At 67.6% G+C, this 24051-nt stretch carries 36 protein-coding genes; 29 read left to right on the top strand and 7 right to left on the bottom strand.

The window, feature by feature from the left end:
- The first annotated feature begins 33 nt into the window (after nt 1-33).
- Nucleotides 34-813 (top strand): purine-nucleoside phosphorylase, encoded by a 780-nt coding sequence (locus NDR87_RS30195; protein WP_251917187.1) that lies wholly within the window; start codon nt 34-36, stop codon nt 811-813.
- A 103-nt stretch (nt 814-916) separates the two neighbouring features.
- Nucleotides 917-2509: a phospho-sugar mutase gene (locus NDR87_RS30190; RefSeq protein WP_251917343.1), complete on the top strand. Its 1593-nt coding sequence runs from the start codon at nt 917-919 to the stop codon at nt 2507-2509.
- Here NDR87_RS30190 and upp read toward each other — a convergent pair.
- Nucleotides 2506-3129: a uracil phosphoribosyltransferase gene (upp, locus tag NDR87_RS30185; protein WP_251917185.1), complete on the bottom strand. Its 624-nt coding sequence runs from the start codon at nt 3127-3129 to the stop codon at nt 2506-2508. The genes NDR87_RS30190 and upp overlap by 4 nt on opposite strands.
- 154 nt (nt 3130-3283) lie before the next feature.
- On the opposite strand from upp, the gene NDR87_RS30180 reads away from it, so the two are divergent.
- Genes NDR87_RS30180 through NDR87_RS30160 form a run of 5 tightly spaced genes read left to right on the top strand, consistent with a single transcriptional unit; the run spans nt 3284 to nt 6705 of the window.
- Nucleotides 3284-3604: a type VII secretion target gene (locus tag NDR87_RS30180; protein ID WP_251917184.1), complete on the top strand. Its 321-nt coding sequence runs from the start codon at nt 3284-3286 to the stop codon at nt 3602-3604.
- Nucleotides 3601-4743, top strand: a complete 1143-nt coding sequence (locus tag NDR87_RS30175) for a C40 family peptidase (protein WP_372494339.1) — start codon at nt 3601-3603, stop codon at nt 4741-4743. Before NDR87_RS30180 ends, NDR87_RS30175 begins: the two co-directional genes overlap by 4 nt.
- Nucleotides 4740-5084: a hypothetical protein gene (locus NDR87_RS30170; RefSeq protein ID WP_251917182.1), complete on the top strand. Its 345-nt coding sequence runs from the start codon at nt 4740-4742 to the stop codon at nt 5082-5084. The genes NDR87_RS30175 and NDR87_RS30170 overlap by 4 nt, the downstream gene beginning before the upstream one ends.
- A gap of 4 nt (nt 5085-5088) precedes the next feature.
- Nucleotides 5089-5421 (top strand): YbaB/EbfC family nucleoid-associated protein, encoded by a 333-nt coding sequence (locus NDR87_RS30165; protein ID WP_251917181.1) that lies wholly within the window; start codon nt 5089-5091, stop codon nt 5419-5421.
- 33 nt (nt 5422-5454) lie between these two features.
- A complete protein-coding gene (locus NDR87_RS30160) occupies nt 5455-6705 on the top strand; it encodes a primosomal protein (RefSeq protein ID WP_251917179.1) in 1251 nt (416 codons plus the stop codon).
- Between the two features lie 80 nt (nt 6706-6785).
- Here NDR87_RS30160 and NDR87_RS30155 read toward each other — a convergent pair whose 3' ends face one another.
- Nucleotides 6786-7877 carry an adenosine deaminase gene (locus NDR87_RS30155; RefSeq protein ID WP_251917178.1) on the bottom strand — a complete coding sequence of 364 codons (1092 nt, stop codon included), beginning with the start codon at nt 7875-7877 and terminating at the stop codon, nt 6786-6788.
- 456 nt (nt 7878-8333) lie between these two features.
- Complete coding sequence (locus NDR87_RS30150; protein WP_251917341.1) at nt 8334-9617, bottom strand: thymidine phosphorylase; 1284 nt, start codon at nt 9615-9617, stop codon at nt 8334-8336.
- A 209-nt stretch (nt 9618-9826) separates the two neighbouring features.
- Here NDR87_RS30150 and NDR87_RS30145 point away from each other — a divergent pair, with 209 nt between their 5' ends.
- On the top strand, nt 9827-10051 hold the full coding sequence (locus NDR87_RS30145) for a hypothetical protein (RefSeq protein WP_251917176.1): 225 nt from the start codon (nt 9827-9829) through the stop codon (nt 10049-10051).
- Between the two features lie 136 nt (nt 10052-10187).
- Here the strand turns inward: NDR87_RS30145 and NDR87_RS30140 are convergent, their stop codons facing one another.
- Genes NDR87_RS30140 through NDR87_RS30130 form a run of 3 tightly spaced genes read right to left on the bottom strand, consistent with a single transcriptional unit; the run spans nt 10188 to nt 12193 of the window.
- Nucleotides 10188-10583 (bottom strand): cytidine deaminase, encoded by a 396-nt coding sequence (locus NDR87_RS30140; protein WP_251917174.1) that lies wholly within the window; start codon nt 10581-10583, stop codon nt 10188-10190.
- Nucleotides 10584-10637: 54 nt separating this feature from the next.
- Nucleotides 10638-11846, bottom strand: a complete 1209-nt coding sequence (gene xerC, locus NDR87_RS30135; RefSeq protein WP_251917171.1) for a tyrosine recombinase XerC — start codon at nt 11844-11846, stop codon at nt 10638-10640.
- Nucleotides 11843-12193 (bottom strand): hypothetical protein, encoded by a 351-nt coding sequence (locus NDR87_RS30130; protein WP_251917169.1) that lies wholly within the window; start codon nt 12191-12193, stop codon nt 11843-11845. The genes xerC and NDR87_RS30130 overlap by 4 nt, the downstream gene beginning before the upstream one ends.
- Before the next feature lie 187 nt (nt 12194-12380).
- Between NDR87_RS30130 and NDR87_RS30125 the strand changes: the two genes are divergently transcribed.
- The 19 genes from NDR87_RS30125 (at nt 12381) to NDR87_RS30040 (ending at nt 22019) form a co-directional block, all read left to right on the top strand.
- On the top strand, nt 12381-12674 hold the full coding sequence (locus tag NDR87_RS30125) for a helix-turn-helix transcriptional regulator (protein WP_308212171.1): 294 nt from the start codon (nt 12381-12383) through the stop codon (nt 12672-12674).
- Entirely contained in the window at nt 12671-12877 is a 207-nt protein-coding gene (locus NDR87_RS37945) for a helix-turn-helix domain-containing protein (RefSeq protein ID WP_372494338.1), read from the top strand. The genes NDR87_RS30125 and NDR87_RS37945 overlap by 4 nt, the downstream gene beginning before the upstream one ends.
- Nucleotides 12878-12886: 9 nt before the next feature.
- A complete protein-coding gene (locus NDR87_RS30120) occupies nt 12887-13138 on the top strand; it encodes a hypothetical protein (RefSeq protein WP_251917167.1) in 252 nt (83 codons plus the stop codon).
- 224 nt (nt 13139-13362) lie between these two features.
- The gene (locus NDR87_RS30115; protein WP_251917166.1) at nt 13363-13572 is read left to right on the top strand and encodes a hypothetical protein; all 210 of its coding nucleotides are present in this window, start codon (nt 13363-13365) and stop codon (nt 13570-13572) included.
- Entirely contained in the window at nt 13569-14105 is a 537-nt protein-coding gene (locus NDR87_RS30110; protein ID WP_251917164.1) for a hypothetical protein, read from the top strand. The genes NDR87_RS30115 and NDR87_RS30110 overlap by 4 nt, the downstream gene beginning before the upstream one ends.
- Nucleotides 14105-15094 (top strand): AAA family ATPase, encoded by a 990-nt coding sequence (locus NDR87_RS30105; protein WP_251917162.1) that lies wholly within the window; start codon nt 14105-14107, stop codon nt 15092-15094. The genes NDR87_RS30110 and NDR87_RS30105 overlap by 1 nt, the downstream gene beginning before the upstream one ends.
- 130 nt (nt 15095-15224) lie before the next feature.
- Nucleotides 15225-16226 (top strand): helix-turn-helix domain-containing protein, encoded by a 1002-nt coding sequence (locus tag NDR87_RS30100; protein ID WP_251917160.1) that lies wholly within the window; start codon nt 15225-15227, stop codon nt 16224-16226.
- Nucleotides 16223-16537, top strand: a complete 315-nt coding sequence (locus tag NDR87_RS30095; protein WP_251917158.1) for a hypothetical protein — start codon at nt 16223-16225, stop codon at nt 16535-16537. Before NDR87_RS30100 ends, NDR87_RS30095 begins: the two co-directional genes overlap by 4 nt.
- A 41-nt stretch (nt 16538-16578) precedes the next feature.
- Nucleotides 16579-17076, top strand: a complete 498-nt coding sequence (locus tag NDR87_RS30090; RefSeq protein WP_251917157.1) for a hypothetical protein — start codon at nt 16579-16581, stop codon at nt 17074-17076.
- On the top strand, nt 17076-17840 hold the full coding sequence (locus NDR87_RS30085; RefSeq protein WP_251917155.1) for a hypothetical protein: 765 nt from the start codon (nt 17076-17078) through the stop codon (nt 17838-17840). Before NDR87_RS30090 ends, NDR87_RS30085 begins: the two co-directional genes overlap by 1 nt.
- Nucleotides 17841-17925: 85 nt before the next feature.
- Nucleotides 17926-18129 carry a hypothetical protein gene (locus NDR87_RS30080; protein ID WP_251917153.1) on the top strand — a complete coding sequence of 68 codons (204 nt, stop codon included), beginning with the start codon at nt 17926-17928 and terminating at the stop codon, nt 18127-18129.
- A gap of 76 nt (nt 18130-18205) precedes the next feature.
- A complete protein-coding gene (locus tag NDR87_RS30075; protein ID WP_251917152.1) occupies nt 18206-18565 on the top strand; it encodes a hypothetical protein in 360 nt (119 codons plus the stop codon).
- Nucleotides 18558-18872: a hypothetical protein gene (locus NDR87_RS30070; protein ID WP_251917150.1), complete on the top strand. Its 315-nt coding sequence runs from the start codon at nt 18558-18560 to the stop codon at nt 18870-18872. The genes NDR87_RS30075 and NDR87_RS30070 overlap by 8 nt, the downstream gene beginning before the upstream one ends.
- A 103-nt stretch (nt 18873-18975) precedes the next feature.
- The gene (locus tag NDR87_RS30065; protein ID WP_251917148.1) at nt 18976-19323 is read left to right on the top strand and encodes a hypothetical protein; all 348 of its coding nucleotides are present in this window, start codon (nt 18976-18978) and stop codon (nt 19321-19323) included.
- Nucleotides 19320-20174, top strand: coding sequence for a DUF2303 family protein (locus tag NDR87_RS30060; RefSeq protein WP_251917146.1), 855 nt, complete (start codon nt 19320-19322; stop codon nt 20172-20174). Before NDR87_RS30065 ends, NDR87_RS30060 begins: the two co-directional genes overlap by 4 nt.
- A 237-nt stretch (nt 20175-20411) precedes the next feature.
- On the top strand, nt 20412-20765 hold the full coding sequence (locus NDR87_RS30055) for a hypothetical protein (RefSeq protein WP_251917145.1): 354 nt from the start codon (nt 20412-20414) through the stop codon (nt 20763-20765).
- Nucleotides 20762-21271, top strand: coding sequence for a hypothetical protein (locus NDR87_RS30050; protein WP_251917143.1), 510 nt, complete (start codon nt 20762-20764; stop codon nt 21269-21271). The genes NDR87_RS30055 and NDR87_RS30050 overlap by 4 nt, the downstream gene beginning before the upstream one ends.
- 131 nt (nt 21272-21402) lie before the next feature.
- Nucleotides 21403-21690, top strand: coding sequence for a hypothetical protein (locus tag NDR87_RS30045; protein ID WP_251917141.1), 288 nt, complete (start codon nt 21403-21405; stop codon nt 21688-21690).
- Nucleotides 21687-22019 (top strand): hypothetical protein, encoded by a 333-nt coding sequence (locus tag NDR87_RS30040; RefSeq protein ID WP_251917140.1) that lies wholly within the window; start codon nt 21687-21689, stop codon nt 22017-22019. The genes NDR87_RS30045 and NDR87_RS30040 overlap by 4 nt, the downstream gene beginning before the upstream one ends.
- 51 nt (nt 22020-22070) lie before the next feature.
- Here NDR87_RS30040 and NDR87_RS30035 read toward each other — a convergent pair whose 3' ends face one another.
- Nucleotides 22071-22919: a hypothetical protein gene (locus tag NDR87_RS30035; RefSeq protein ID WP_251917138.1), complete on the bottom strand. Its 849-nt coding sequence runs from the start codon at nt 22917-22919 to the stop codon at nt 22071-22073.
- A gap of 93 nt (nt 22920-23012) precedes the next feature.
- On the opposite strand from NDR87_RS30035, the gene NDR87_RS30030 reads away from it, so the two are divergent.
- Together NDR87_RS30030 and NDR87_RS30025 are read left to right on the top strand one after the other, a co-directional pair.
- Nucleotides 23013-23267 carry a hypothetical protein gene (locus tag NDR87_RS30030; protein ID WP_251917136.1) on the top strand — a complete coding sequence of 85 codons (255 nt, stop codon included), beginning with the start codon at nt 23013-23015 and terminating at the stop codon, nt 23265-23267.
- Nucleotides 23268-23377: 110 nt separating this feature from the next.
- A complete protein-coding gene (locus NDR87_RS30025; protein WP_251917133.1) occupies nt 23378-23974 on the top strand; it encodes a hypothetical protein in 597 nt (198 codons plus the stop codon).
- Nucleotides 23975-24051: the final 77 nt, after the last annotated feature.

The following is a 24051-nucleotide window of genomic DNA, read 5'->3' as shown; positions in this document are numbered from 1 at the left end:
CGACCCGGCGGCGGCGGGACTATCGTGAGCCACATGTCTGCCGAACAGGCCGCCGAGGCGATCGCCGAACATACGGGAGTGTCGCGCCACCGGATCGCGGTGGTGCTCGGATCGGGCTGGCAGGAGGCGGCCGCCGAGATTGGCAACCCCTCGGCGTCGATCCCGATGGCCGACCTGCCCGGCTTCGGCGCGCCGACGGCGCAGGGCCATCAGGGCACGGTGCACTCGGTGCAGGTCAACGACGCACCGGTACTGCTGATGATGGGTCGCCAGCACCTCTACGAGGGCTACGAGCCCGCGCAGGTCGTGCACGGCGTGCGCTCGGCGATCGCGGCCGGCGCCGAGATCGTGCTGCTGACCAATGCCGCGGGCGGCATCCGCTCCGGACTGCGCGTGGGCGATCCGGTGCTGATCAGCGATCACCTCAATCTGACCGGCCGCACCCCACTGGCCGGCGCCACCTTCGTCGACCTGGTCGACGCCTGGGACCCCGAATTGCGCAAGGTCGCAAAGGAAGTCGACCCGGGCCTGGCCGAGGGCGTCTACGCGGGCCTGACCGGTCCGCAGTACGAGACCCCCGCCGAGATCCGCATGCTCGGCACGCTGGGCGCGGATCTGGTCGGCATGTCGACCGTGCTCGAGGCCATCGCCTGCCGCGCGGCCGGGGCGCGGGTCCTCGGCATCTCGCTGGTCACCAACCTCGCCGCGGGCGTCACCGGCGCGCACCTGTCGCATGCCGAGGTGCTCGCCGAGGGCCATGCCGCCGCACCGCGACTGGGCAAGCTGTTGCGCGGCGTGCTGGAACGCCTGTAGCACGAGACGCGCCGCACCCCCGGATCGCGCGCGGTGCGGCCCGTGGATGTCGTTGCCGCTGGAGATGTTTCGCGCCGCGTGCGCGGGAAGGGAAGGGCCGCTGATGTTGCGCTTCGGCACCGCCGGTCTGCGAGGGCCGCTGCAGGACGGCCCCGACGGGATGAACGTCGCCACGGTGACCCGGGCGACCGCGGGACTGGCCGACTGGCTGCGGAAGCGTTGCCTGGGTGGGGGTTTGGTGATCGTCGGCCGCGACGCCCGGCACGGCTCGGCCGAATTCGCCACCGCCACCGCGGAAGTGTTCGCGGCGGCCGGTTTCTCGGTGCTGACGCTGCCGCGACCGCTGCCCACGCCGATCGTCGCCTTCGCGGTGCGCGAGCTCGGCGCGGTGGCCGGGGTGCAGATCACGGCCTCGCACAATCCGCCCGCCGACAACGGCTACAAGGTCTACCTCGATGGCGGTTCGCAGCTGATCCCGCCCGCCGATGCCGAGATCGAACAGTGCATCGAGGCGGCGGCCGAACCGATCTCGCGCGCCGATCCGGTGCCCACCGCACCCGACCCGGCGGTGCTGGGCCTGGCCGCCGACGCGTCGGTGACGGAGCTGGGCGAGGAGATCGTGCGGCGCTATCTGGCCCGGGTGGCCGCGCTGCCGGGGCTGGTCGGCGGCCCGGATCCGGTGGAAACGCCGTCGGCGGAGCCCGATACCCGGGAGGCCCTGCCGCGCAAGACCCTTCGCATCGCGCTGACGCCGATGCACGGTGTCGGCGGCGAATCCGCCGTGACCGCGCTGCACGCGGCGGGTTTCACCGATGTGCACGTGGTGGTCGACCAGTTCGCCCCCGACCCGGACTTCCCGACCGTCGCCTTCCCCAATCCGGAGGAGCCCGGCGCCAGCGACAAACTGCTCGCGCTGGCGCGGCGGGTGCACGCGGATCTGGCCATCGCGCTGGATCCCGACGCCGACCGCTGCGCGATCGGCGTGCCCGGTCCCGAGGGCTGGCGCATGCTGCGCGGCGACGAAACCGGTGTGCTGCTGGCCGATTACGTGCTGCGCACCGCGCCCACGGACGCGCTGGTGGCCACCACGATCGTGTCCTCACGCCTGCTGGGCAAGCTGGCCGCCGCGCGCGGCGCGCGCTACGCGGAGACGCTGACCGGCTTCAAATGGCTGGCCCGCGCGGGCGAGGGCCTGGTCTACGCCTACGAGGAGGCCATCGGCCACTGCGTCGACCCAGCCGCGGTGCGCGACAAGGACGGCATCTCCGCCGCCGTGGCCGCCGCCGATCTGGTCGCCCGGCTGCGCGGCCGGGGCCGCGGCCTGCACGACGTCCTCGACGACTACGCCCTCGAATTCGGCCTGCACGCGGGCGATCAGGTGTCGCTGCGGCTGGCCGATCAGACCGCGGCGGCCGAGGTGGTCGCTCGGCTGCGTGACACCCCGCCCACCACCATCGCCGGTGCGCCGGTCACCTGCACGGACCTCGCACAGGCCCGCGGCCGGATGCGCACGGACGCACTGATCTTCGAGGGCGCGGCCCAGCGCATCGTCATCCGCCCGTCCGGCACCGAACCCAAACTCAAGTGCTACCTCGAGGTGGTCGAGCCCGCACCGTCCCGAGCGGCCCTACCGGACGCGAAACTGGCCGCCACCCAACGTCTCGCCGAACTGCGCGCCTTCTGCGAGAAGCTCTAGCGCGGTCCGAACTGCCGATCGCCCGCATCGCCCAGCCCCGGCACGATGTAGGCATCGGCGTTGAGACCCGCGTCCACCGCCGCCGTCACCAGCCGCACCGGCAACCCCGAATCCGTCAGCGCCGCAACCCCCTCCGGCGCCGCCACCACGCACACCGCGGTGATATCGGTGGCCTGCCGGGCCGCCAGTAGATCCAGCGTGTGCCGCATGGACCCGCCCGTGGCCAGCATCGGATCCAGCACGAACACCGGCAGCCCCGACAGATCCTCCGGCAGCGACTCCAGGTACGGCACCGGCTGATGGGTCTGCTCGTCGCGGGCGATGCCGACGAAGCCCACGCGCGATTCCGGAATCAGCCGACTCGCCGCGTCCACCATGCCCAGTCCGGCCCGCAGCACCGGCACCAGCAGCGGCGGCCGCGCCAGCCGCGTGCCCTCGGCGGCGGCCACGGGGGTGGCGACCTGGAAGGTGGTCACCTCCGCCTCGCGCAGCGCCTCGTAGATCAGGATGCCGGTGAGGTCGCGCAGGGCCGCGCGGAAGGCCGGATTCGGGGTGCGGGCATCCCGCATGGTGGTCAGCAGGGCGGCGGCAAGCGGATGGTCCACGATGTGCGTGCGCATGAGGGAACGATAAGGTTCGAGCGCAAGGCAGTGACTCGAAGGTCTGGTCCGCGGCAAATTCATGGCACGGAATGCGGAACCGTGCCCGCGGCGACTGCGTCGAAGTACTCGAATGACGTAATCTGCCACGAGACCAGCACGATGGGGGATGTTGATGCACAAGATCTCGGTCGACACCGAGGGCGTCGCCGCCTACGGTGCGACAGCCGACGGACTTGCCGGTGAGATGGCCGCCGCCGCGGCCGGGGCCGCGGGCGCGAATCCGGTTCTGCTGGGTCCGATCTTCGGCCTCGTGGGTGGCGATTTCGTGGCCGCCTACGCCGCCGCCCACGCCGGTCACGTGGCCGCTATCGGCGAATTGTCCGCGGTGCTCGGCACTGTCGGCGCCGCGGTCACCAGCGCCGCGGGCAGCTACACCGCGACCGACGCCGCGGGCGCCGCGGGCGTGCGGGCCGCCGAGGGAGACCTGCCGTGACCGCGCCGGTGGTCGACCTCACCGCCCTCGCCCAGCCGCTCATCGATCTGCTGTCCAGCTTCGGCAGCGGCGTACTGCCCGGCGGCGGCGCGGCCGATGCACTGCGCCTGGCGTCGAGTTCCCTTGACGGAATTCATCAGGCGGGCAGCTCGAGTATCAACGCGTTGACGAGTGCCTGGGACGGGCGCGGCGGCGACGCCGCCATGGACAAGGCGCTGAAGGTGCAGACCTCGGCCGCGTCGCTGTCCGATCGCGGCAACGACATCGCCGATGTGGTCGCCCAGGCCGCGGCCGCGGTGCGGACCGGTCAGCAGGAACTCGACGCGATCCTGCAGTCGTTCGTGAATTCGGTCACCGCCCTGGGCCCGGCCGTCGGCACCGCACCCGGCCTGGCGGCCGTGGTGAGTTCGGCGATCGACCATCTCGGCCAGGCCCTGAACGTGGTCGGCCGCGTCCGCTCCGAACTCGACACCCACACCGCGTCGATGACCGAGCTGACGCCCCCGCCGCCCACACCCCCGCCCGCGAACGTCGCCCCCGCGGCCCTGGCCGCACCCCTGGCCAACGGCGCGCAGCAGGCCGGATCACTGGTCAGCGGCGTCCTCTCCAGCGGCGGCTCGATGATGAACGGCCTGGTCAGCAAGGCCTCGATGGCCATGCCGTCGCGCCCGAACACCAGCGGCGGCGCCACCACCCCGACGCCGGGTAACACCACCGGCGGCGAGAAGCCCGGCCGGCACGGCGGCGTCATGATCACCCTGCCCGACGGCAGTCAGGTGGAGGCGCCCAACGAGAAGGCCGCCACCGCGGTGAAATCCGCGATCAGCGCGGTCGGCACCCCCTACGTCTGGGGCGGCAACACCCCGGGCGCGGGTCTGGACTGCAGCGGCCTCACCAAATGGGCCTACGGCGAGGCCGGGGTCGATCTGCCGCGGCTGGCCGCCGACCAGAGCGCGGGCGCCACCCCGGTCAGCCCCGGCGATCTCGCGCCCGGCGATCTGGCCATCTGGGACGGCCACGTCGCGATGGTCATCGGCAACGGACAAATGGTCGAGGCCGGTGATCCGGTTCAGATCGGTTCGATTCGAACGGAGAACATAGGGATGGCGTTCCACGGCTTCTACAGGCCCACCTCATGAGCCAGCCGCAGCAGATACCGAATGTCACGGTGGCCGCCAGCACCAATCGCGCGGGCACCATCAGCGTGCGGGCCACCGATCAGGGCATGCCGGTCGAGATCAAATTCGAGCGCAGCGAATACCGTTACGGCGCACAGGCTTTGGCCGCGGAGATCCTGCGCCTGACCAAGCGCTCCACCATCGTCGCCAAGGCGCGTCGCCGGGAGCTGCTGGCCGAATCCGGCATGCCCGCCGAGATCCTGGACAAGCTCGACCTGCCCACCCGCCAGGCCGCGGTGGACGAGCTGGATCGCATGGACGACGAGGACACGGGACCCACGAGCTGGATGAGGCCGGTGTAAGGCTATGAGTGCAGAGATGGACGCGTTGGTCGCGGCGGCGACCCAAAAGCTGGAGGCGCTCGAGGCCGCGCTCTACGGTCTGAAGCAGGTCCGCGGCCGCCACACCACCGACGACGGCTCGGTGAGTGTCGAGGTCGACAGCAACGGCGCGCTGGTGGCGCTGTCGCTGTCGGAGGCGGTCACCTCCCGACCGCCCGCCGAGGTGGGTCAGGCCATCATCTGGGCCTGCCAGCAGGCGGCGCAGGACGCCGGCGAACAACGCTCCAAGGTGGTCTCGGAGCTCAACTCCACGTTCGTGGCGCGGCATCCGGGAAACGTTGCGGGGCGGGCCGAATAGTGCCGAACGCCGAGGCTCGATAGGCTTCCCGTCATGGCTTCTGGAGACATCGTCCCGATCGAGCTCGGCCTGACCGACGGCGACCTCGTCACACTGTGGGCTCCGCGTTGGCGGGACGGTGACGACGAGTGGGAGGCATTCCTCGGACACGAGGACGCCCTCTACGGTTTCGAGTCGGTCGCCGAGATGGCAGCGTTCATCCGTACCAACACCGACAACGACCTCGTCGACCATCCGTCCTGGAAGGTCGTCGTGGGTCTGGGCGCGGCCGAACTGGAACCGGAGGAGCAGTATGCCTTCGATCTGGTCGGCGTGCCCGAGCTGGCCGCGGGCGATCCGGATCCGGAGACCGTGAGCGAGCTGGAGGAGACGCTCGACATGGTCCGCACCATCGGCGAGGTCTGCGAGCTCGAGGTGGTGACGAAGTTCTTCGGATCCCATCCCGTGTTAGGCGCCCTTCCCGCCGGGGTGAGCGCCTTCTACGGGCGCGAGGGCGAGGAACTGTGGGACCAGATCGGCGCCGCCATCGCCAAGGACTGGGACCGCGTCGTCGACGCCATCGACTCGGTGGTGCAGACCCCCGAGGTGGACGCCGACGCGGTGGCCGTCGCGGAGGCGGAACTGCTTGCGGCCGAGGAGAACATCGTCGACGCCGAGGACGCGGCCGATACCGACGACGAGATCGAGCCGGTGGATCTCGACGAGGACGAGGACGACGAGGAAGCCGACGAGGAGTTGACGTTCTGGCACGAGGTCGGCATCGACCCGATCAAGATCGTCACCACCGCGGACACCTACTACACGCTGCGCTGTTACCTCGACGACGAGCCGGTCTTCCTGGGCAGCGAGGGCACCATCACGGTGTTCGGCTCCGAGCGCGCCCTGGCCCGCTACCTGGCCGACGACCACGAACACGATCTGGCCCGGGTGAGCACCTACGGCGATGTGCAGACCGCCGCCGTGGACGGCTCGCTGGAGATCGAGGTCGAGGACGAGAACGTCTACGTCTTGCCCGGCTTGGCCGACGATCTGGCCGAGGGCCCCAAGGCCGTCGATATCGAACAGCTCGACCTGGCCGTCGAATTGTTCACCGACGCAGCCGATTACGCGGGCGACGACACGGTCGAGCAGGCCCTGGCCAAATCCACCCCGCTCGGCTGGTACGTCTCCTATCTGCTCGAGCCCGACCCCAGCCGGATGGCCCCCAGCCCGCCGTTCACCGCGGAGGCGGAGGCCTGGCGGGCACTCGAGCACGCCTTCGAGAGCCGTCTCGAAAAGGGCTGAGCTACAACCTTTATCGCGCCCAGCCGAGCCCACTCGACTTCCCGTCATTCCGGCCCCCAGGCCGGAATGACGGGACCTCGTCACCCGATCAGCACCGCATAACCAGGCTTGATCACCTCGTCGATCAGCCGCAGCCGGTCCGGGAACGGAATGAACGCCGACTTCATGGCGTTGATGGTGAAGCGCTCCAGGTCGCTCCACCCGTAGCCGAAAGTCTCGACCAGCTTGAGCATTTCGCGGCTCATGCTGGTATCGCTCATCAGCCGGTTGTCGGTGTTGACCGTGACCCGGAATCGCAGCCGCGCCAGCAGATCGAACGGATGCTTGTCCAGCGACGGCACCGCACCGGTCTGCACATTCGACGACGGGCACAACTCGAGCGGAATTCGCTTGTCGCGCACGTAATTCGCCACCAGCCCCAGCCGCGGCTCGCTATCGGAATCGAAGATGTCGTCGGTGATCCGCACGCCGTGTCCGAGCCGATCGCAGCCGCAGAACGCCAGCGCCTCGTGAATCGAGGGCAGCCCGAAGGCCTCTCCGGCGTGAATGGTGAAGAACCCGTGGTTGGCCCGCATGTACTCGAAGGCGTCCAGATGCCGGGTGGGCGGGTAGCCCGCCTCGGCACCGGCGATATCGAATCCGGCCACCCCCCGATCCCGGAAACGCACTGTCAATTCCGCGATTTCGAGCGAGCGGGCCGCATGCCGCATGGCGGTGAGCAGACAGGTCACCGTGATCGGCGTGCCCGCCGCCGCGGCAAGCTCCTCACCCTCGCGGAATCCGGCCAGCGTGTGCTCGACCACCTCGTCGAGGGTGAGCCCGCGTTCCAGATGCTGTTCGGGGGCGAAGCGCACCTCGGCGTACACCACGCCGTCGGCGGCCAAATCCTGCGCACATTCGCGGGCCACTCGGCGCAGCCCCTCCGGGGTCTGCATCACCGCGACGGTGTGTTCGAAGGTTTCCAGATAGCGCTCGAGCGAGCCACTGTCGGCGGCATCGCGGAACCAGTGCCCCAACGATTCGGCATCGTGTGCCGGCAGGTTGTCGTATCTGCACTGCGCGGCCAGCTCCAGGACGGTCGCGGGCCGCAGACCTCCGTCGAGATGGTCGTGCAGCACGGCCTTCGGGGCTTGGCGGATCGAGGCGAGTGTCAAAGGCATCGGTCCAGTCATGTACCGACGCTATCCGCATCCGGCGGGTTCCGCAGCAAACTTCGCTGTGCCCATACTCTCGCCAGCATGTCGACACCTGCGTGTCGCCGGATGGTTCCCGGATATGAACGAGGGCGGCCCCGATGACCGGAGCCGCCCTCGCCCGGGGCACGTCTCGAACTAGGCCAGGCCGAGCGCGTGCAGGATGTCGATCAGGTTCTTAACCCCGGAGGTCGCGTTCGAGAAGATGGACGATCCGGTGTTCAGGATGTCGAGCCATTCCATGTGGAAAATCTCCTTCGTCAGGTTTCCCGCGGACCGAACGCTAGACCCCAAGATCACGGAACCGCAACGGCCCCTTAAGCTGAGCCTTAACACCCAACCGGAATTTTGCGCCTCCTTGACGCTCCCTTGGCGTAGCCGCTGACCTCCGATACGGCAACCCTGGTTCGCGGCGCTGCGTGTCCTACATCCCGCTTACAAAGCAATACGCTCCAGCACCACCGGTGCGACAACCCCCGACTCGGCCCCGATCACATACGCCCCGCGCAGCGCCTCCAGCGCCGCGGGAATGGCCTCGGGCGTATTGGTGTGCAACGTCAGCAGCGGTTGCCCGGCGGTCACCGAATCACCTGGCTTGGCATGCATTTCGACACCCGCGCCGAACTGCACCGGATCTCCCTGCTTGGCCCGGCCCGCCCCGAGCCGCCAGGCGGCCAGGCCGACGCCCATGGCGTCCAACCGCGTCAGCGTGCCGCTCTGCTCGGCCTTGACGACCTCGACATGTTTGGCCCGCGGCAGCGGCGCGTCCGGATCCCCGCCCTGCGCGGCGATCATGGCCCGCCAGTGATCCATCGCCCGCCCGTCGGCCAGCGCCGCCGCTGGATCGACATCGTGAATTCCGACCTGCGCCAACATCTCCCCCGCCAGCGCGACGGTGAGCTCCACCACATCGGCGGGCCCGCCACCGGCCAGCACCTCCACCGATTCGGCGACCTCCAGCGCATTGCCCGCCGTGCGGCCGAGCGGGGTATCCATCCCGGTCAGCAGCGCGACCGTGCGCACCCCGGCGTCGGTGCCCAATTCGACCATGGTGCGCGCCAATTCGCGGGCATCGTCGATATCCTTCATGAACGCCCCGGCCCCGACCTTGACGTCGAGCACCAGCGCCGCCGTGCCCTCGGCGATCTTCTTGCTCATGATCGAGCTGGCGATCAGCGGAATCGACTCCACGGTCCCGGTCACATCGCGCAGCGCGTACAGCCGCTTGTCCGCCGGAGCCAGATCCGCCCCCGCCGCGCAGATCACCGCCCCGATCGCCGGATCCGCCAGCATCTCCCGCATCCGCGGCACCGACACGTCGGCCTTCCACCCCGGAATCGACTCCAGCTTGTCCAGCGTCCCCCCGGTATGCCCCAGCCCCCGCCCCGACAGCTGCGGCACCGCCGCCCCACACGCCGCGACCAGGGGCGCCAGCGGCAGCGTGATCTTGTCCCCCACACCTCCGGTCGAATGCTTGTCCACCGTCGGCCGCGGCAGATCGGTGAAATCCATCCGCCGCCCCGACTCGATCATCGCCCGAGTCCACCGCGCGATCTCCCGCCGATTCATCCCCCGGCACAGAATCGCCATGGCCAACGCCGACATCTGATAGTCGGCGACCTCACCCCGGGTGAAAGCATCGACCACCCAATCGATCTGATCGTCGCCGAGCTCACCCCCGTCCCGCTTGGTCGTGATCACCGACACCGCAGAATGCACACTCACCATCCCCCCAGCCTGTCAGATCGCCCGCCGGACCACGGTGGGATCCCACATGGGATGCGCTTGTCGATCTTCACGCGCGCCTCCGGTCGACACGCGGTAACGGGCCGTGAGCCGAGGTAACCTCGCTGCCACTCGGAAACAAAGAAGGGGGATGCATGTCGTATACAGAGCTCAACCACCGCGTAACCAAGCTCGAAGGTCGGATGACCGATGTCGAGATGTCTCACGGCACCTCGATCCTCGAGCTGTGCCGCGACGTCAAAGGCTTGAAACTCGCCAACAACCGGCTCTTCGACGGTCTGAACAATCTCGGCGCTGGCATGGCCCTGATCATGGAGCGGCTCGACATTCCTCCGATCAGCCTGCCCGTCGCCAGCCCGCCCACCGAGGCCGAGATCGAAGCCGCCCCCGAGGAGGACTACTCCTGATGACTACGAGTGGTAGCTGTAAAGCGTTGTAGCACTGGGAGATTGGAGCCCCGAGGCGTCGGCGGCCAGCACAGCCACACATGCCGCCGACGCCTCGAAAGTCGCCGACACCGGAATTTGGTGCCGAAGTTCACACCTATTGCTGCCCGGCCGCGAGATCATCCGGCCCGAAGGCACTGGGTAGCAAATCGCCGAGCGGCCGCGGCCCATCCCCATGGTCTACCAGCAAAGCCGCACCTCCGTGCTCATAAAGCACCTGCCGACACCGCCCACACGGCATCAGGGTCTCGCCGCGCGAGTCGCACGCGACAACCGCCAGCAAACGCCCACCGCCCGAGGCGATCAAGTTACCGACGAGTACACATTCGGCGCAGAGGCCCAATCCGTATGAGACATTTTCCACATTGCATCCGGTGAACACGCCGCGGTCGGTCAGTCCGGCGGCCCCCACCGGGAACCGCGAGTAGGGGGCGTACGCCCTGCCCATGGCTTCGAATGCTTTCTCGCGCAGCATATTCCAGTCGATCGTCATCTCCTGACCTTTCCCTCACGCGGGCCATACCGTACCCGATACCGCCGCCGGTAGTCATCGCCCCTCGGGGCCTATCGTCCCGTTACCGTCCCGTTTGAGACCGGCGTCGCTCAGCGCTCGGGTCACTTCCTCGCTGTCGTGCCACAGCCGCGCGTACCGCTCGAGGGTGTATTTCGATGAGCTGTGCCCCATCCGCTCCATCACCAATTTCGGCGACGCCCCGCCGTTGATGAGGACCGAGGCGTAGTAGTGGCGCAGCAGGTAGAACTTCAGCGTGGGCAGTCCGGCCGCGCGTCTGGTGCGGTTCCAGTGGTCGGCCCAGGTGGAGCGCCGCCAATCGGCCCCGTCGTCGCCGAACCGGAAGATCTGATCATCCGGGCCGATCTCGTAGGGGGCCGCGTCGATGTGGCGATTGATCGCGGCGGCCACCTCGTCGCCGAAGGGCACGCGGCGGCGGGCCTTGCGGGTCTTGGGCTTACCGAACACCACGTCCGGATTCTTGAATTTGCGCTGTCGCACCACGTGGATCTCATGGTCGCGGATGTTCTTGCGTTGCAGACCCAGCAGCTCGCCCGGGCGCAGTCCGGTCCCGGCGGTCACCAAGATTTGCTCGCGTAGGTGCGGGCAGACGGCGGCGGCGTCGTAGAGCTGCCAGACCTGCTCGGGGGTGGGCAGCTCGCCGGGGTCGATCGGTTCGACCTCGAGGTCTTCTGCCCCTGGGGCGCGGACCCGGCGCATGGGGTTGGAGCCGCCGCGGTATGCGCCCGCGTCCATCGCGGCGGCGAACATCATTGCCAGGACGGTCCGGCGGCCCTGCATTGTCGACGCTGACAGTTTCCGTTTGGACCATTTCCGTTCGGCCAGTTCGTTCATCCATACGCCCATACGGATGTTGTCGATCTCCTCAAGCGGTTCGTCACCCAGACCGGACGGTATGATGTCGAGATCTACGACGCGTCGGTACAAGCTGCGGGTCTCGGGGTCGATCCCGGTGAGAGATTTCAACCAAGTAACCGCCCATTCCGCAACCGTCCAATGCCGATCCGATGGATTGACCCATCGTCGTTTACGAATTTCCTCCTGCTGCACCGAGAGCCAATGTGCCGCTGTCCCAGGCTCATTCACGCGTCCTTTCTTTTGGAAAGATTTCGTGATTTCCTTCTGCCCGGGAGGAGTTATACGCGCTATGTATGTCGTGGTTTTACGCCCGGATGGGTAGGTGCGGACCTTGGTCTGTATCCATCCGTCGCCCTTGTTGCTCATTCGGCGCGCGCCTCCTGCATCGCCAGCATGGCGTCCACCGTGCTGAGCACGGCCGCGATGCAGGCCGGGGGTAGGTCCCGCGCCCGGTCGGGTATCAAGTCGACCAGCGCGGGCTGCGGGTCCACCTGTAACCCAAGCGATTCCGCGATGGCGAGGACCACGGTGCGTTCGGGCACGCGTAACGCTTGCGCGATCGAGGCGATAGATGAAGGGTCGGGAAATCCCCTCAGCGGCTTCGTCGCAAGCTGCTGCCAGCGGGCCGCCCCCAGCGTGCCTCCCGTGTCTCTGGAGAGCGCTGCATAGGAGCGTCCGCCCTTCGCCATGCGAATCAGCTGATCAAGCGTCATCGGACCCCTCCTATCTTTAGTGCTGGTTGGTGCCTACCAACCGGTCATGCGCCGCTTTACGGCACCTACCTGCTAGCGGCCACCATAGCGCGGATTATCAACGGTTATAAAGCGCCTACCAGTCGTTTGCCGTATCCATACTGATAGTTGACGATTCACCCGGAATGTCGTTGAATTGGCCGGAAGGATGCCCTCTAATAGCGGCGACTGGATCGGGACACCAGGAAGTGAGGGGGTGGACAGCCCAATGCGGCTGAGATCGGCGGACACGTTGAGAGCTTTGATGCACCAAAACGGGCTATCGACAAGACAATTGGCGAACCGCGGGGGGGTTCACCACTCTTTCATCGACCATTTGCTGTCCGGCCGCCGCGACACCTGCGCCGAGCGCAGCGCGCGCCGGATCGCCGCGGCGCTGCACACCCCCGTGAGCGTGCTGTTCACCTCCGATTTCGGTCGTGCGCCCGAGGTGCCGAAATGACAACGGCCACAACGCAATGGCTCACCGCCGCCGAAGTGGCGAGGGCCTGGCGGATCACCGCGCGGGAAGTTCAGCGCATGGCCGCACGGGGAGAGATCGCACACATGCGGATCGGTAACCGGATTCGGATCTCAGCGGACACGGTCCGCTCCTATGAGCGCACCCACACCAAGGCAGCGCGTTCCCAGACGACGGGCCGGTAGTCTCCCCCCATGGGGATGACGCAGGGGCAGCAGCAGATCCTGGATCAGATCGCCGCCGTGGTGAGACAGCGGGAAGAACTGAACAAGGAAAGAGACAGGCTCATCCTCGCGGCCGTGGAAGCCAACATCAGCCGGGCCACGATAGCCCAGGCTGCGCAACTGTCGGAACCGATGATCTACAAGATTCGGCGGGACGAGCTGGAGAAGAGGGAGGCAGAGAGAGCCGGAGGCGGAGAGAGCGGCCTTGCGGACGAACTATAATCCATTATAGTTGTGAGGGACTGGCGGACACCACTCCACCAGCCCCATCACGTAACCAAAAAACCGACGCGGAAGACGGGAAGATCGGCCGCACCGGTGATGTCAGGCTATCAACGCGCCTACCTGGGCGCAACACCACCGCCCTGGTAGGGCGCTTGACACCAAGGCATCTGCCTACCACCGGTTCGGCTACCCCGTTTCCCTTGTCGAGAAGGGAACAGGCAATGAAGTGGCTGACCAACCGGGAGGCTGCCGCCCTTATGGGCATCCATCCGATGACGCTGGCGAAGTGGCGGTGCGAGCGCCGGGGGCCGCGATTCCAGAAATTGGGATCGCAGGCCGCGTCGCGGGTTCGATACCTGGATCGCGAGGTCCGCATGTACATGAAGGACCCGGACGGATACGAGGCCCGTAACCGGCGGGGTGTGGCATGACCAGCCCTGTTGCGCACCAAGACGATCCGGCGATGCTCGTAGTGCGGGCCGTGGTCTATCACGAGCTGCTGACCGAGATCGAGAAGCGGAAATCTGCCGCGAAATCCGCTCTGTCGCAGTACATCTCGCGGGGCTCGCGGCTGGCCGGTCACGATCCCCGGACCGGTGTCGTACTCGGCTCAGTGACCAAATCCGACCCGGACCCCGTCGCACGCGTGATCGACCCCGAAGCCTTCGAAGCGTGGGTGCGTGAGCGCTACCACGACCAGCTGGAGCGGCACCTGGTGTTCGGCGACAGCGCCGAAGTCGCCGCCGTCCTGGTCGAACACGCCCCGCACCTGGTCACTGAGGAGGTGACGATTCCGGCGGCCGTGATCACGGCCGCGCTGCGCACCGCCCGGCACCAAGACGTGCCCGGCACCGTACGAAAGCCCGGCACCGCCACCCTATCGGTGACCGTGAAACCCGCCGTGCGGCAGGTGATTCAGGAGCTGCTGGCCGCCGCCCCGCCCGCGCTCGCGCTGGAGTTGTGATGCCACTGCGCACGCGCAAGCCCACCGGCGCGCCGTCGTGGCCGCTGATCCTGCTCGAGGGTGCTGAGAAATCCGGGAAGTCCTGGGCAGCAGCCGAATTCACCGCCAGCGAGCGGATCGGCCGGTCACTGTGGCTGGATCTGGGCGAAGGCATCGCCGACGAGTACGCCGCGATCCCCGGCGCGGACTACGACGTGATCATGCATGACGGCACGTGGCACGACATCCTTGGTCAGGTCACCGAGGCCCATGCCGAGGCGCGTCAGGCGCTCGCTGCCGGGGAGAAGCCGGTACTGCTGGTCATCGATTCGATGACGGCTTTGTGGGCGCTGCTGAAGGACTGGGTGCACCAGCGTGCCCGGTCGTCCCGCTGGGCGCAGCGCAAGCTAGCCGATGACCCGAACTTCGAGATCCGGCCATCCACGAATCTGTGGAACGACGCCAACGACCGCCACGAACAGCTGATGCGGTTGCTGATGACGTTCCCCGGGCCGGTGGTGATGACCGCCCGCGGCAAAGAGGTGGCGGTGATCGACGCGGGCGGTAACCCGATCCAGGGCGAGAAGGAATATCGGGTCGAGGCTCAGAAATCCATCTCCTACCAGGCCACGGCCTGGGTGCGGATGACGCGGGACACCCCGCCCACCATCGTGGGTCTGTGGTCGGTCAACCATCGGGTGCGGCCCGGTGTCGACCAGCCCCAACCGCTGCCGGAGTTCAGCCTGGAGTGGCTGGTGTTCGATCTGCTTGGCTGCGGGGACGGGACACAGGCCCGTCCTCTGTCGACGCGACCTGAGCTGTCGGAGGTGGCCACCCAGGCGAAGGCCGCCAACACCCGCGACGAGATCAACGCCGCGTGGGCACTGGCCCGCGACGCCGACTATCTCGATATCACCACCGACGAGGGCCTTACGGTCCGCGACATCCTTCTGACCGCTGTCGAGCGCGTGCGTGCCACTGAGCAGCAGGAGCTGACCAGTGCCCGCTGAACCGCAACCCCGTGAGGTCTTGACCGACAACTGAATACAGGCGGCCCCTAGCAGTGTGGCTCGGGGCCGTTCCGACCGGCGAGAGAGAACAATCATGACCGATCGACGGACTGAACCGTCACCAGGCTTCTTGCCCGATGCTCTGTGGGACTTCGCGGCCGTGCGCCCGCGGGGCGTGCGGTTCGCTCAGGTGCCGCACTGGCTCATCGAGGCCGGAATCAGCGGTACGGCAATGAAAGTGTGGGGTGCAATCGCGCGCTGCATGAACGCCAAGTCACGCCAGGGGTTCCCGAAGCGCAAGACGTTGGCGGAAATGATCGGCATGTCGCTGTCGGCGGTCGATCGGGCGTTGCGGGAGCTGCGCCGCCTGGGCGCGTTGGTCTGCCGCCCGCGGTGGCGTACAGACGGCGGCCAATCCAGCAACGATTATCTGCTGTTGTGGCAGCCCCTCGCGGACTTGCTGAACAGCGCGGATGCCGGTACCCCCCTCGTCACAAATGACGAGGGGGGCTCGTCAGAAATGGTGACCGGTGGCACGGGCGCACCGGCCGCGCCCCCGGTGCCCGCGACGACCACGGCCTCCCCGGTGACCGGCGCGAAAACCGGTAGCCCCCTCGTCACTGGTGACGAGGGGGGCGGGGGGTTGATCGAGAGCTATCAAGATCCAGGGGGAACAAGAGGACCGTGCACGTCGGGCACGCAGCTCCCGGACGGCGTGGGGTCGCCGTTGCCCACCACCTGCCCCGCCCACCCTCTGGGCACACCACAGCCGTGCGGGGCGTGCCGCTGGTATCGGCTCACCGCCGCGGCTCGGGAGGAGGAGCGGGCCGCCGCCGACGCGGCGGCGCGGCAGGAGGCGGTGCGGGCGCAGGCGGCCCAGGCCGCTGCGGCGGCGCGGCAGCGGCGTCTGGCCGCGGCAGCTGGTTGCGAGGACTGCGACGACGAGGGCCGCCGCCCTGACGGCGGCAGCTGCGACCACCGCCACGACGCGGCGCGGGCAGCCGCTGTCGCCGCGTTTCGTGCCGCTCTCGCCGCGAAACCTCGCCGCTTCGGGCGCGCCCGCTGGACCCGCCAACGACCGGCCGATCTGCCGGTCCCCAATCCGGCACCGATCCCTGGGGTGACCACGTGAGCGACCCACAGCGCCGGTATCCGCCTCCCCCGCCCGGCACCTATCTGGGACCCAAAGAGCAGGTGTACGGCCCCCACGGGTCGCGTAGCTGCCCGTACTGCGACGAGTACGGGTGGGTGATCGATCCCGATGACCGGTACGGGTGGGCGATCCGCTGCCGCCACGACCCCCACCAGCTCCGGCCGGTCAAGCCCGACAGCGTCACCGAGGCCGCCCGGATGATCCGGGAGGGCCGCCGCCGCGAGGAGGCAGAGCCCGGCTACTACCAGCGCGGCCCCGACCCGTCCGAGCCGCGCCGGGGCCGCCCGTGACCCGCGATGACGATCAGATCCCGCTCATGGAGGTGACACCCGTGACCGTCGTACCCCTGCACCACCCCCGGTGGGAGCCCGACGAAATGCTGATCGAATCGGCCATCGCCGGGCGCGTCCGCTACCACAAGCTCCATCCCGACGAGAAACCCTGGCTCATCGCGCATCTCACCGCGGCCGGGCACACCACCGACACCATCGCCGCCTGGTTGCACTGCTCGCGGCGTACCGTCCAGATGGCGCGGTCGGAGCCGGTGGGGGTGCTCACAACGCGGCTGCTCGAGGCGCAGCGCGCGCAAGCGGCGGCCGAGAGCCGCGCCCGCGCCGCCCGGATCTCCCCGGCCGCGATCACCGATCTGGTGCGCGAGGTGGAGCGGCTGAAAGACACCCGCGCCACGCTGATCGAGCAGCTGGCCGAGATGCGCCGCCGCTGCGGTGCCCCCTGTCCCCCACAAATCGTGGTGCTGCGCCCGGCCCGCCGCCGCCCGCGACGACAGCCCGCCGACGCGACATTGCCGCTGTTCGAGGAAGGGGCGTGATGTCTACTCGCAGCCGATTCACGCCGCGGGGCCGCAAGCTCGCGCGGTATGAGCTGCGCACCCGCTACGGCGGCGCACCGGGCTACGTCCCGTTCGAACCGATTCGGGACCACATCGCGTCATTGAATGCGCTCGGGTTGCCGTGCGCGTCGATCGCCCGTGACGCCGGATGTACCGCCGACTGTGTAGTCGACATACGCCATGGGCGGTGGGCAACGGTGCGTATCCGGCAGGCTACCGCGATCATGGCCGTGACCTACCATCCCAACGAGCGCCAGGGCCTCGTCCTCGCCTTGGGCGCGATCCGCCGCCTGCGCGCCTTGTACCGGATCGGCTGGACCTGGGTAGCGCTGTCAGAACAGACCGGTCTGACGCAAAGCAATCTGTCCCAGCTCACGCGGCCGGGCCGATTGCGCACCCTGATCCCCTGGGATACCTGGGTGGCAGTCCGTGATGCCTACGAACGGCTGTCCGGGACGCCGGGCACGCGCGGTCGCGCCAAGCTCGCGCGCCGCGAGGCTCAAGACCGCGGCTGGCCCGCGCCGCTGGACTGGGATGGCCTCGATATCGACGACCCCCGTGTGGTGGTGCAGCCGAGCGGCCCGGCCCAGATAACGGCGCGCACGGTGGCGCGTGACCGGCGTGAACGGGTCAAGGAACAGATGCGCCGCGACCTGACGGCGCGGCAGATTGCCGAGCGAGTGGGGATATCGGAGCGGCAGGTATTGCGCTATCTGGCTGAGCTGCGGAAACACACCGCGTAACCAGTCATTGACTATACACATTCAAAGGTGTAGCATACGAATTTGTCGGACGGATTGAACCGTCACCGAAGCGGAAGGAACCGACATGCCGAAACTGACCGGCTGGCCCCTGGATATCCATGTCGTACAGGACTCCTATCATCGGGTCGCCGTGGTCGACACCTCGGACAACATCCTGGTTGGCCCGTACCCGATAGGGGACGCCGACCTGATGCAGGAGCTGGCGAACTGGATTCGTGACTACCTGCTCGACACCGCCCGGCCCCACACGTTGGCCGACACTCATTGACCGTACACACGTCACAAGGTAGCGTGACATCCAGCTGGACGGATCGAACCGTCACCCACCCCGGAAGGAACCGGACATGGACACAGCGATTGACCATGCAACCGCTGCTGCTCGCCGCCTCCTCGATTTCGTGGCGGGGTGGGGTGACGGGGTGGTGGACATGGTCAACGGTCATCCACTGCACACCCGTGATATCGAGACCATCGCCCGCCTGATGCTGGCCGCGCTGGACCGCACCGCCGATCTCGCTGTACACGTCCAATACGGCGTCAGCTGGACCGACATTCACGGTGACACCCGCATCGACCCGGCCCCCGACCGGGGCACCGCCTGCCACACAGCAGACGGGCTCCGCGCCGCCCAGCGGCGGCAGGGCCGGGTCAGCGCCGTACAGGTCAAGCTCCGCGCGGTCGGGCCTTGGGTCAACGATGAATGACCGCCACGAGTACGCCGGGGCGCGCCAGATACGCGAGGGCGGCTGGATCGCGATGTGTGCGTGCGGACGCGAGTCCGCCGGTAGGCGCAAACTGAAAAACGCCCGCGCCGAGATCAACCGGCACATCGAGAAAATGGCGGCGCAACCCCTGTCCTGCCCACGCCCCGGTGCGCGACGATTCCGCACCCAAGTCAACGCGGAAAAGTCGATGGGTGCCCACTGGCAGACCGACCGCCGCCGCCGTCTGCCCGTCCATGCCGAGAAATGCCGGTGCGGGTATTGGCACCTCACCAAGAACGCGACGTGACGGCGGTTGCACCGCCCCCGTCGACTATGCGTCCGTCCGCGCACGGACCGGGACGCAACCCCGCCGCCCACCCCGCACCCCCACCACCAGGAGACGCCAAACCATGAGCAGTGATGAGGTCTACATCCGCCCCTTCGCCGATTTCCTTGCCGAGCTACGTAAAGGCGTCGTGCATTCCGAGGTCAGCCAAGCCCTGCACGACCTGATCGCCGCGGTGCGGGACACCGGCAAGTCCGGAAGTGTCTCCCTCACAATCCATGTCAGTCGCCACCCCAAGACCGACATGCTGCTGATCGATGACCGCGTGGCCGTGAAACTGCCTGCGGTCGAACGGGACTCGTCGCTGTGGTTCGTCGACTCCCACGGCAACCCGTCGCGGCGCGACCCGACACAGCTCGAACTTCCTGGCACCAATGTCCATGTCATCTCCCGAAAGGCCGAAAACGCGTGACCGCCGACAACCCCACCTCTGCCACCACCGAGGCGCACGCCGTGGCGGAGCTGGCCCGTGAATCACGGCGCTACGGGCAGACGATCCAGCCGTCCCCGTTCGAGCTGCACGTCAACGTTGTCCCCGATGACGCGAACATTGAGGCCGCTTCGTATGAGGCGTACCAGCACCAGCCGCAACGCCCGCGCGGCACCAGCACCGTCACCAGCGCGCAGAGCTTCCTTCGCCTGCTGCGCCAGCCCCGCCATCACGGATCGGTGATTTTCGCTGACGATCAACGCGCACGGGTCACCGCAGTGGTGAATTTCGAAGGATGGCGCGACCACCGGATCGTGCTGCAACTCCAGCATTCCGAGCCGTGGACACGGTGGACCGACAACCACGACAAGCTCATGGGGCAGACCGATTTCGCCGAACTGATCGAAGCTGGCGTGCCCGATATCGTCGACCCCGCCGCCGCCGACATGCTCGAACTGGCCCAGACGTTCGAGGCCACGAAGGAAGTCCAATTTGAGAGCGGCGCGCGGCTCAGCAGCGGCGCGGTCCGCTTCCGCTACCTGGAAACCGTCACCGCCAAGGCCGGTCGCGCCGCCGACATCGAAGTCCCCGCGACGTTCATGCTGTACATCCCGATCTGGCGCGGCGGTGACCGGGTGGCCCTGAACGCGGCCCTGCGCTACCGCATCGCCGCGAACGGGCTGCGCCTGGGCTACAAACTGATCGGCCTGCACGACGTGATCGACACCGAATTCGGCAACCTCACCGACCAGATCGAAACGAGCCTCGACGCGGACGCTGGACACCTCGTGGTGACCGGTCCCGCCCCGGCCGCGATCGACCCCATGCCCTGACCACCCCCACCCCTGGCCCCGGCGGCTGCCGGGGCCAGGGCCGTGCACGAAAGACCCCTCTGCCATGAACCCCTCCACCACCCCACCCCGCCAAGAGCCGTCCGCCGACTCCCGCAAACTCGCCCGCGCCTGCCGTGACGCATATATCGCCCTGGTGGGAGAAGGGTTTTCCGAACGCCAAGCCCTCCACATCGTCGGCGTCATACTCACCGCGTCCCTGAACCGCAAAGATGCGCCATGACCAGCGACATCCACGACCTACTGGACGCGCTGCACCGCGACCCGTCCCCCGCGTCGCGCATCGTGTCCAAAATCCTGGACGACGTGACCAGCCGGGCCGGATGGGAGTCGGCCTGGGAGCAATTCGACCCCACCACACAAACCGGGATCATCACCACCTGGACGCAGATTGTGCGGGACACCCTGCACAACGAGGCCGACACCACGGTATCCCCCTCCGGGATGGTCCGCGTGCACGTCCACCCCTCCGGCGGCGACCGCGCCCTGATGGCCAGCGAAGTGAAAGTTGTCGTCGCCGCGCTGACACAGGCGTTCCTCGACGACCCCGGAACCGGAAGACGACGGCGATGATCAGCCTGTGGTGGTCGTTCACGCTGACCGCTATCGGCGTCACCGGCCTGTTCCTGGTCTACCGGCACCCAACATCGCTGCTCGGACCCGGCATCGGGCTGGCCGTGCAACTGCTGTGGATCGCCTACGCGATCCACAGCAGGCAATGGTGGTTCCTCGCGTCCGCCGCCGCCTACGGCAGCGCCAACGTCTACGGCATCCACACCCGCCGCCGCCGAACCCCGACAGCGACCGGCGGCACTTTCACCGTCTGGGCAGGGGGCCGCCAGTCCCCACCCCTGCCCCACACCGCCACCCGCTCCGAAGTCGACGCCGCCGTGGCCGCGCTGCTACACCCCACCGACCACCCCACCGACTCCACCCGCGGCGTCGCAGGCATCCCCGGCCCACTGCACCTGGAGCAGCTGCGCGGCTTGGTGGCACGCACCTGGGACTGGCCAGCCACATCCACCATCGAATTCACCACCGGGCCAGGGCACAGCCTCATGGTCCACCGCCAGAAATAACACCCCCTCCCCGAGGAGAACCGCATGGACATCCGGACCCTGCTCGTGGCGCTGGGACTGCTGCACTACCCGATCGCCACCCTGGAATTGCCGATCTACCACGCCCCCACCCTGTCCTGTCAGGTGTGGCCATGAGCCGCGGCCAGCGCCGCCGGAACATCCTGAACTTCCCGGCGATGAACGACCGCGCGGGCCGCCGCCGCCACCGCCGCGCCGTGAAACGCGCCCGCCGCATCGCCGAAACCATCACGGGGCGGCCCCACACCTACTACAACAAGGGCGGATTCATCGGGTCGACCAAACCGATACGGTTCCGACTCGTCAACGATGAGTGGGTGGTGACGGATCGTGAATGGCGCTGCTACCGTACCGATCCCGCGCACGTGGCGACAGCCCGGCACCGGGCCTGGAACCGATGACCGACGAACCGGGACTGTTTCCCGCCCTCGAACCGGTACCGAACCGTTTCGAGGGCCTGGGGAAAGACGCACAGAAGACACTCCGGCAAGCTGACCTCATCGCCGCGGGGCTCAATCCCGGCACTCGCCTACCGCTGCACCCCGATGCGGCTCGCGACCGCGACGGCCCCGGCCTGCGCTGCCGCCACTGCCGCTACCTCTACCGCACCGGCGCGGGCAATTCGACGTTCCTGAAGTGCGAGCAAGCCCGGGTAACGAACTCGCGTGGTTCGTGGGGGCCGGACATGCGCAGCTGGTGGCCTGCCTGCACGGACTACCAGGGGAAATAACCCCCGCTCAAACGCTTGGGTCGAGTTGGAGTCTCGGCGCGACGCAAACGACTAGAACGGGGGGTTGTTGGCGGGGTTGGCGTCTGCCCTGCGCTCGCTTATCCGCATTTGCGCGTTCCGCCAGCGGCGAGCGGTCCGCTCGGCAGGCGAGAGGGCATCCAATTCGGCTTGCATCTCCTCGGCGTCCCACCGTGCTTGGCAGGACGGGCACAGCCCGCCCATAGCGTGCGCCTCGCAGACGGAGTGGCCGGGAATCGTGTGGGCGTCGAGCGGGGGACGCTGGGAGGTAGCCGCCCCGAGCTCGGCGCGGATGTGTTCGGCGGCGGACTCGGCGGAACGGATCAGGGTCAATGTGCCTGGCGCGGCGGTCCGGATCGGCCCGAACGGCTTGCCGTTTCTCAGCGTCCGGTACTCGACGAAATCGCGACGACGGACCGGGCCGCGGTGCTCGCCCGCGTCGAAGGCCGCCAGCACCTCGGGCGGGCTGGCCGGACAGAGCATGGTTACTACGCCATCGAACTTGCCGGTACGGGTGCGGATGACAGCACCTACATGCAGATCGTCCAGGGTCAGCGGGGCGGTCATTGCGAATTTCCTTGCGGTGCGGCGGGGCTTGGCGGCAGTAGACATCTGAAGCTCGGCGACGGTGAGCAGAAAGCTGGACGAGTGGCCGACGAGTCGATACCGACCATCGGAACTGAAATACATGTTGAACCCGGCAAATCGGAGTTCGTCGAAGCTCTCCCACATATGAGCGAGGTTCGCTGAGGTACCCGCGGAGCGCCTGTCGGCGTAATACGTCGCGGCGATCGTGTTGGCTCGGACGTGCGCGTACTCCTTGCTTCCGCGCCGAACGACACGTTCATTGGTGGTGGAGAAGCTGGGGGCGGTGGCGGTCATCTCGGGCTCCTTGCCTGTCCTGCTGATGTATCTATTATGTCCAACGCGGTCGACAAAGTCAAGCGCGTTGGACTTATCGGGTATGATTCGTGCATGAATCCAGACGACGAAGCGCAGCTCATCCTCCTGCTACGTACCCATGCCGGTACCGTGGCCATGGAGGAAGAGGCACGCAACGCCGTATATGCCTTCATTCAGCGGAAACTCAAGGCAGCCAAGCGGGGGACAGTCGAGAAGCTTGTGGCCGAGCTGAGCGAGAAGACGGGCTATTCGCGGGCACGGCTGTATGACATCCGGGCTGGGAGGTGGTCGCGAACTTCGGAGCGCAATCCTGTTGAAACCGCTTGATTCAGTCCAGCACGTAAGACATAATGGAGGGGTCACACGGACCAGGAGACGCCAGATTCCCGCCGAACCCATTGCATGAGAAAGAGACTGGACTAATGCATTCAGCGCGCATGAGCAAGTTCGTCCCGTCCGACGACGACATCATCCGGGCACTGCACCCCTCGGACACGGGCACGGGGCTACTTGGCGATCATCCGCGCTCGATTCTGGAAATTGCCATCCGTGCCGCCGGACAACACGACATCCAGCCGCCGAAACTGCCTGTGCAGGAATCCGATACGGACCTGTGGGGCCGTATCGTGTCCTTCTATCAGCTCCGCCGCTCGTTGGACCGCCTCGCCGAAACCGGCGTCCTCATCGTCGGCACCGGCCGCGAATGGCTGGACCGGCACCCGCCGACCAGCGACCGCAGCCGCCCCGAATTCCATGCACGACACGTGTGGCGAAACGTACTCGGTTCCAACCCACGCGGGCGGTATTGGGCAACCGCCGAATCGGTGCGGCGCTGGGAAGATGAGGACGCTGCCCGCGCGGCCATGAGCAACCGCGCGAACGGCACAAACATCACCTTGGAGATCACGGCAGCCACCAACCAAACCGAGGACTTGCCGCCCTTGCTGGACGTCCTTCGCAACATCGGCGGAACCGCCGCCGCGCTCGGTTTCACGGTGCGACTGCTGGCCGATGGTGAGGAGATCGAGCCCTGACCGAGCAAGGCCAGAGTCATTCGAGGAGTTCGAACGATGCGGTCGATCCAGTACGAAGATAGCCGCGGCCGTCCACA

It is taken from the genome of Nocardia sp. CDC159, assembly GCF_023740735.1.
Classification (GTDB): Bacteria; Actinomycetota; Actinomycetes; order Mycobacteriales; family Mycobacteriaceae; genus Nocardia; species Nocardia pulmonis.
The sequence above is the reverse complement of the archived record's forward strand: the minus strand, read 5'-3'. Positions and strand labels throughout refer to the sequence as shown.

Coding starts and splice junctions, on each gene's coding strand:
- NDR87_RS30195 (WP_251917187.1), top strand. CDS start 34: ATGTCTGCCGAACAGGCCGCCGAGGCGATCGCCGAACATACGGGAGTG.
- NDR87_RS30190 (WP_251917343.1), top strand. CDS start 917: ATGTTGCGCTTCGGCACCGCCGGTCTGCGAGGGCCGCTGCAGGACGGC.
- upp (WP_251917185.1), bottom strand. CDS start 3,129: ATGCGCACGCACATCGTGGACCATCCGCTTGCCGCCGCCCTGCTGACC.
- NDR87_RS30180 (WP_251917184.1), top strand. CDS start 3,284: ATGCACAAGATCTCGGTCGACACCGAGGGCGTCGCCGCCTACGGTGCG.
- NDR87_RS30170 (WP_251917182.1), top strand. CDS start 4,740: ATGAGCCAGCCGCAGCAGATACCGAATGTCACGGTGGCCGCCAGCACC.
- NDR87_RS30165 (WP_251917181.1), top strand. CDS start 5,089: ATGAGTGCAGAGATGGACGCGTTGGTCGCGGCGGCGACCCAAAAGCTG.
- NDR87_RS30160 (WP_251917179.1), top strand. CDS start 5,455: ATGGCTTCTGGAGACATCGTCCCGATCGAGCTCGGCCTGACCGACGGC.
- NDR87_RS30155 (WP_251917178.1), bottom strand. CDS start 7,877: ATGACTGGACCGATGCCTTTGACACTCGCCTCGATCCGCCAAGCCCCG.
- NDR87_RS30145 (WP_251917176.1), top strand. CDS start 9,827: ATGACCGATGTCGAGATGTCTCACGGCACCTCGATCCTCGAGCTGTGC.
- NDR87_RS30140 (WP_251917174.1), bottom strand. CDS start 10,583: ATGACGATCGACTGGAATATGCTGCGCGAGAAAGCATTCGAAGCCATG.
- xerC (WP_251917171.1), bottom strand. CDS start 11,846: ATGAGCAACAAGGGCGACGGATGGATACAGACCAAGGTCCGCACCTAC.
- NDR87_RS30130 (WP_251917169.1), bottom strand. CDS start 12,193: ATGACGCTTGATCAGCTGATTCGCATGGCGAAGGGCGGACGCTCCTAT.
- NDR87_RS30125 (WP_308212171.1), top strand. CDS start 12,381: ATGCCCTCTAATAGCGGCGACTGGATCGGGACACCAGGAAGTGAGGGG.
- NDR87_RS37945 (WP_372494338.1), top strand. CDS start 12,671: ATGACAACGGCCACAACGCAATGGCTCACCGCCGCCGAAGTGGCGAGG.
- NDR87_RS30120 (WP_251917167.1), top strand. CDS start 12,887: ATGGGGATGACGCAGGGGCAGCAGCAGATCCTGGATCAGATCGCCGCC.
- NDR87_RS30115 (WP_251917166.1), top strand. CDS start 13,363: ATGAAGTGGCTGACCAACCGGGAGGCTGCCGCCCTTATGGGCATCCAT.
- NDR87_RS30110 (WP_251917164.1), top strand. CDS start 13,569: ATGACCAGCCCTGTTGCGCACCAAGACGATCCGGCGATGCTCGTAGTG.
- NDR87_RS30105 (WP_251917162.1), top strand. CDS start 14,105: ATGCCACTGCGCACGCGCAAGCCCACCGGCGCGCCGTCGTGGCCGCTG.
- NDR87_RS30085 (WP_251917155.1), top strand. CDS start 17,076: ATGTCTACTCGCAGCCGATTCACGCCGCGGGGCCGCAAGCTCGCGCGG.
- NDR87_RS30080 (WP_251917153.1), top strand. CDS start 17,926: ATGCCGAAACTGACCGGCTGGCCCCTGGATATCCATGTCGTACAGGAC.
- NDR87_RS30075 (WP_251917152.1), top strand. CDS start 18,206: ATGGACACAGCGATTGACCATGCAACCGCTGCTGCTCGCCGCCTCCTC.
- NDR87_RS30070 (WP_251917150.1), top strand. CDS start 18,558: ATGAATGACCGCCACGAGTACGCCGGGGCGCGCCAGATACGCGAGGGC.
- NDR87_RS30065 (WP_251917148.1), top strand. CDS start 18,976: ATGAGCAGTGATGAGGTCTACATCCGCCCCTTCGCCGATTTCCTTGCC.
- NDR87_RS30055 (WP_251917145.1), top strand. CDS start 20,412: ATGACCAGCGACATCCACGACCTACTGGACGCGCTGCACCGCGACCCG.
- NDR87_RS30050 (WP_251917143.1), top strand. CDS start 20,762: ATGATCAGCCTGTGGTGGTCGTTCACGCTGACCGCTATCGGCGTCACC.
- NDR87_RS30045 (WP_251917141.1), top strand. CDS start 21,403: ATGAGCCGCGGCCAGCGCCGCCGGAACATCCTGAACTTCCCGGCGATG.
- NDR87_RS30040 (WP_251917140.1), top strand. CDS start 21,687: ATGACCGACGAACCGGGACTGTTTCCCGCCCTCGAACCGGTACCGAAC.
- NDR87_RS30035 (WP_251917138.1), bottom strand. CDS start 22,919: ATGACCGCCACCGCCCCCAGCTTCTCCACCACCAATGAACGTGTCGTT.
- NDR87_RS30030 (WP_251917136.1), top strand. CDS start 23,013: ATGAATCCAGACGACGAAGCGCAGCTCATCCTCCTGCTACGTACCCAT.
- NDR87_RS30025 (WP_251917133.1), top strand. CDS start 23,378: ATGAGCAAGTTCGTCCCGTCCGACGACGACATCATCCGGGCACTGCAC.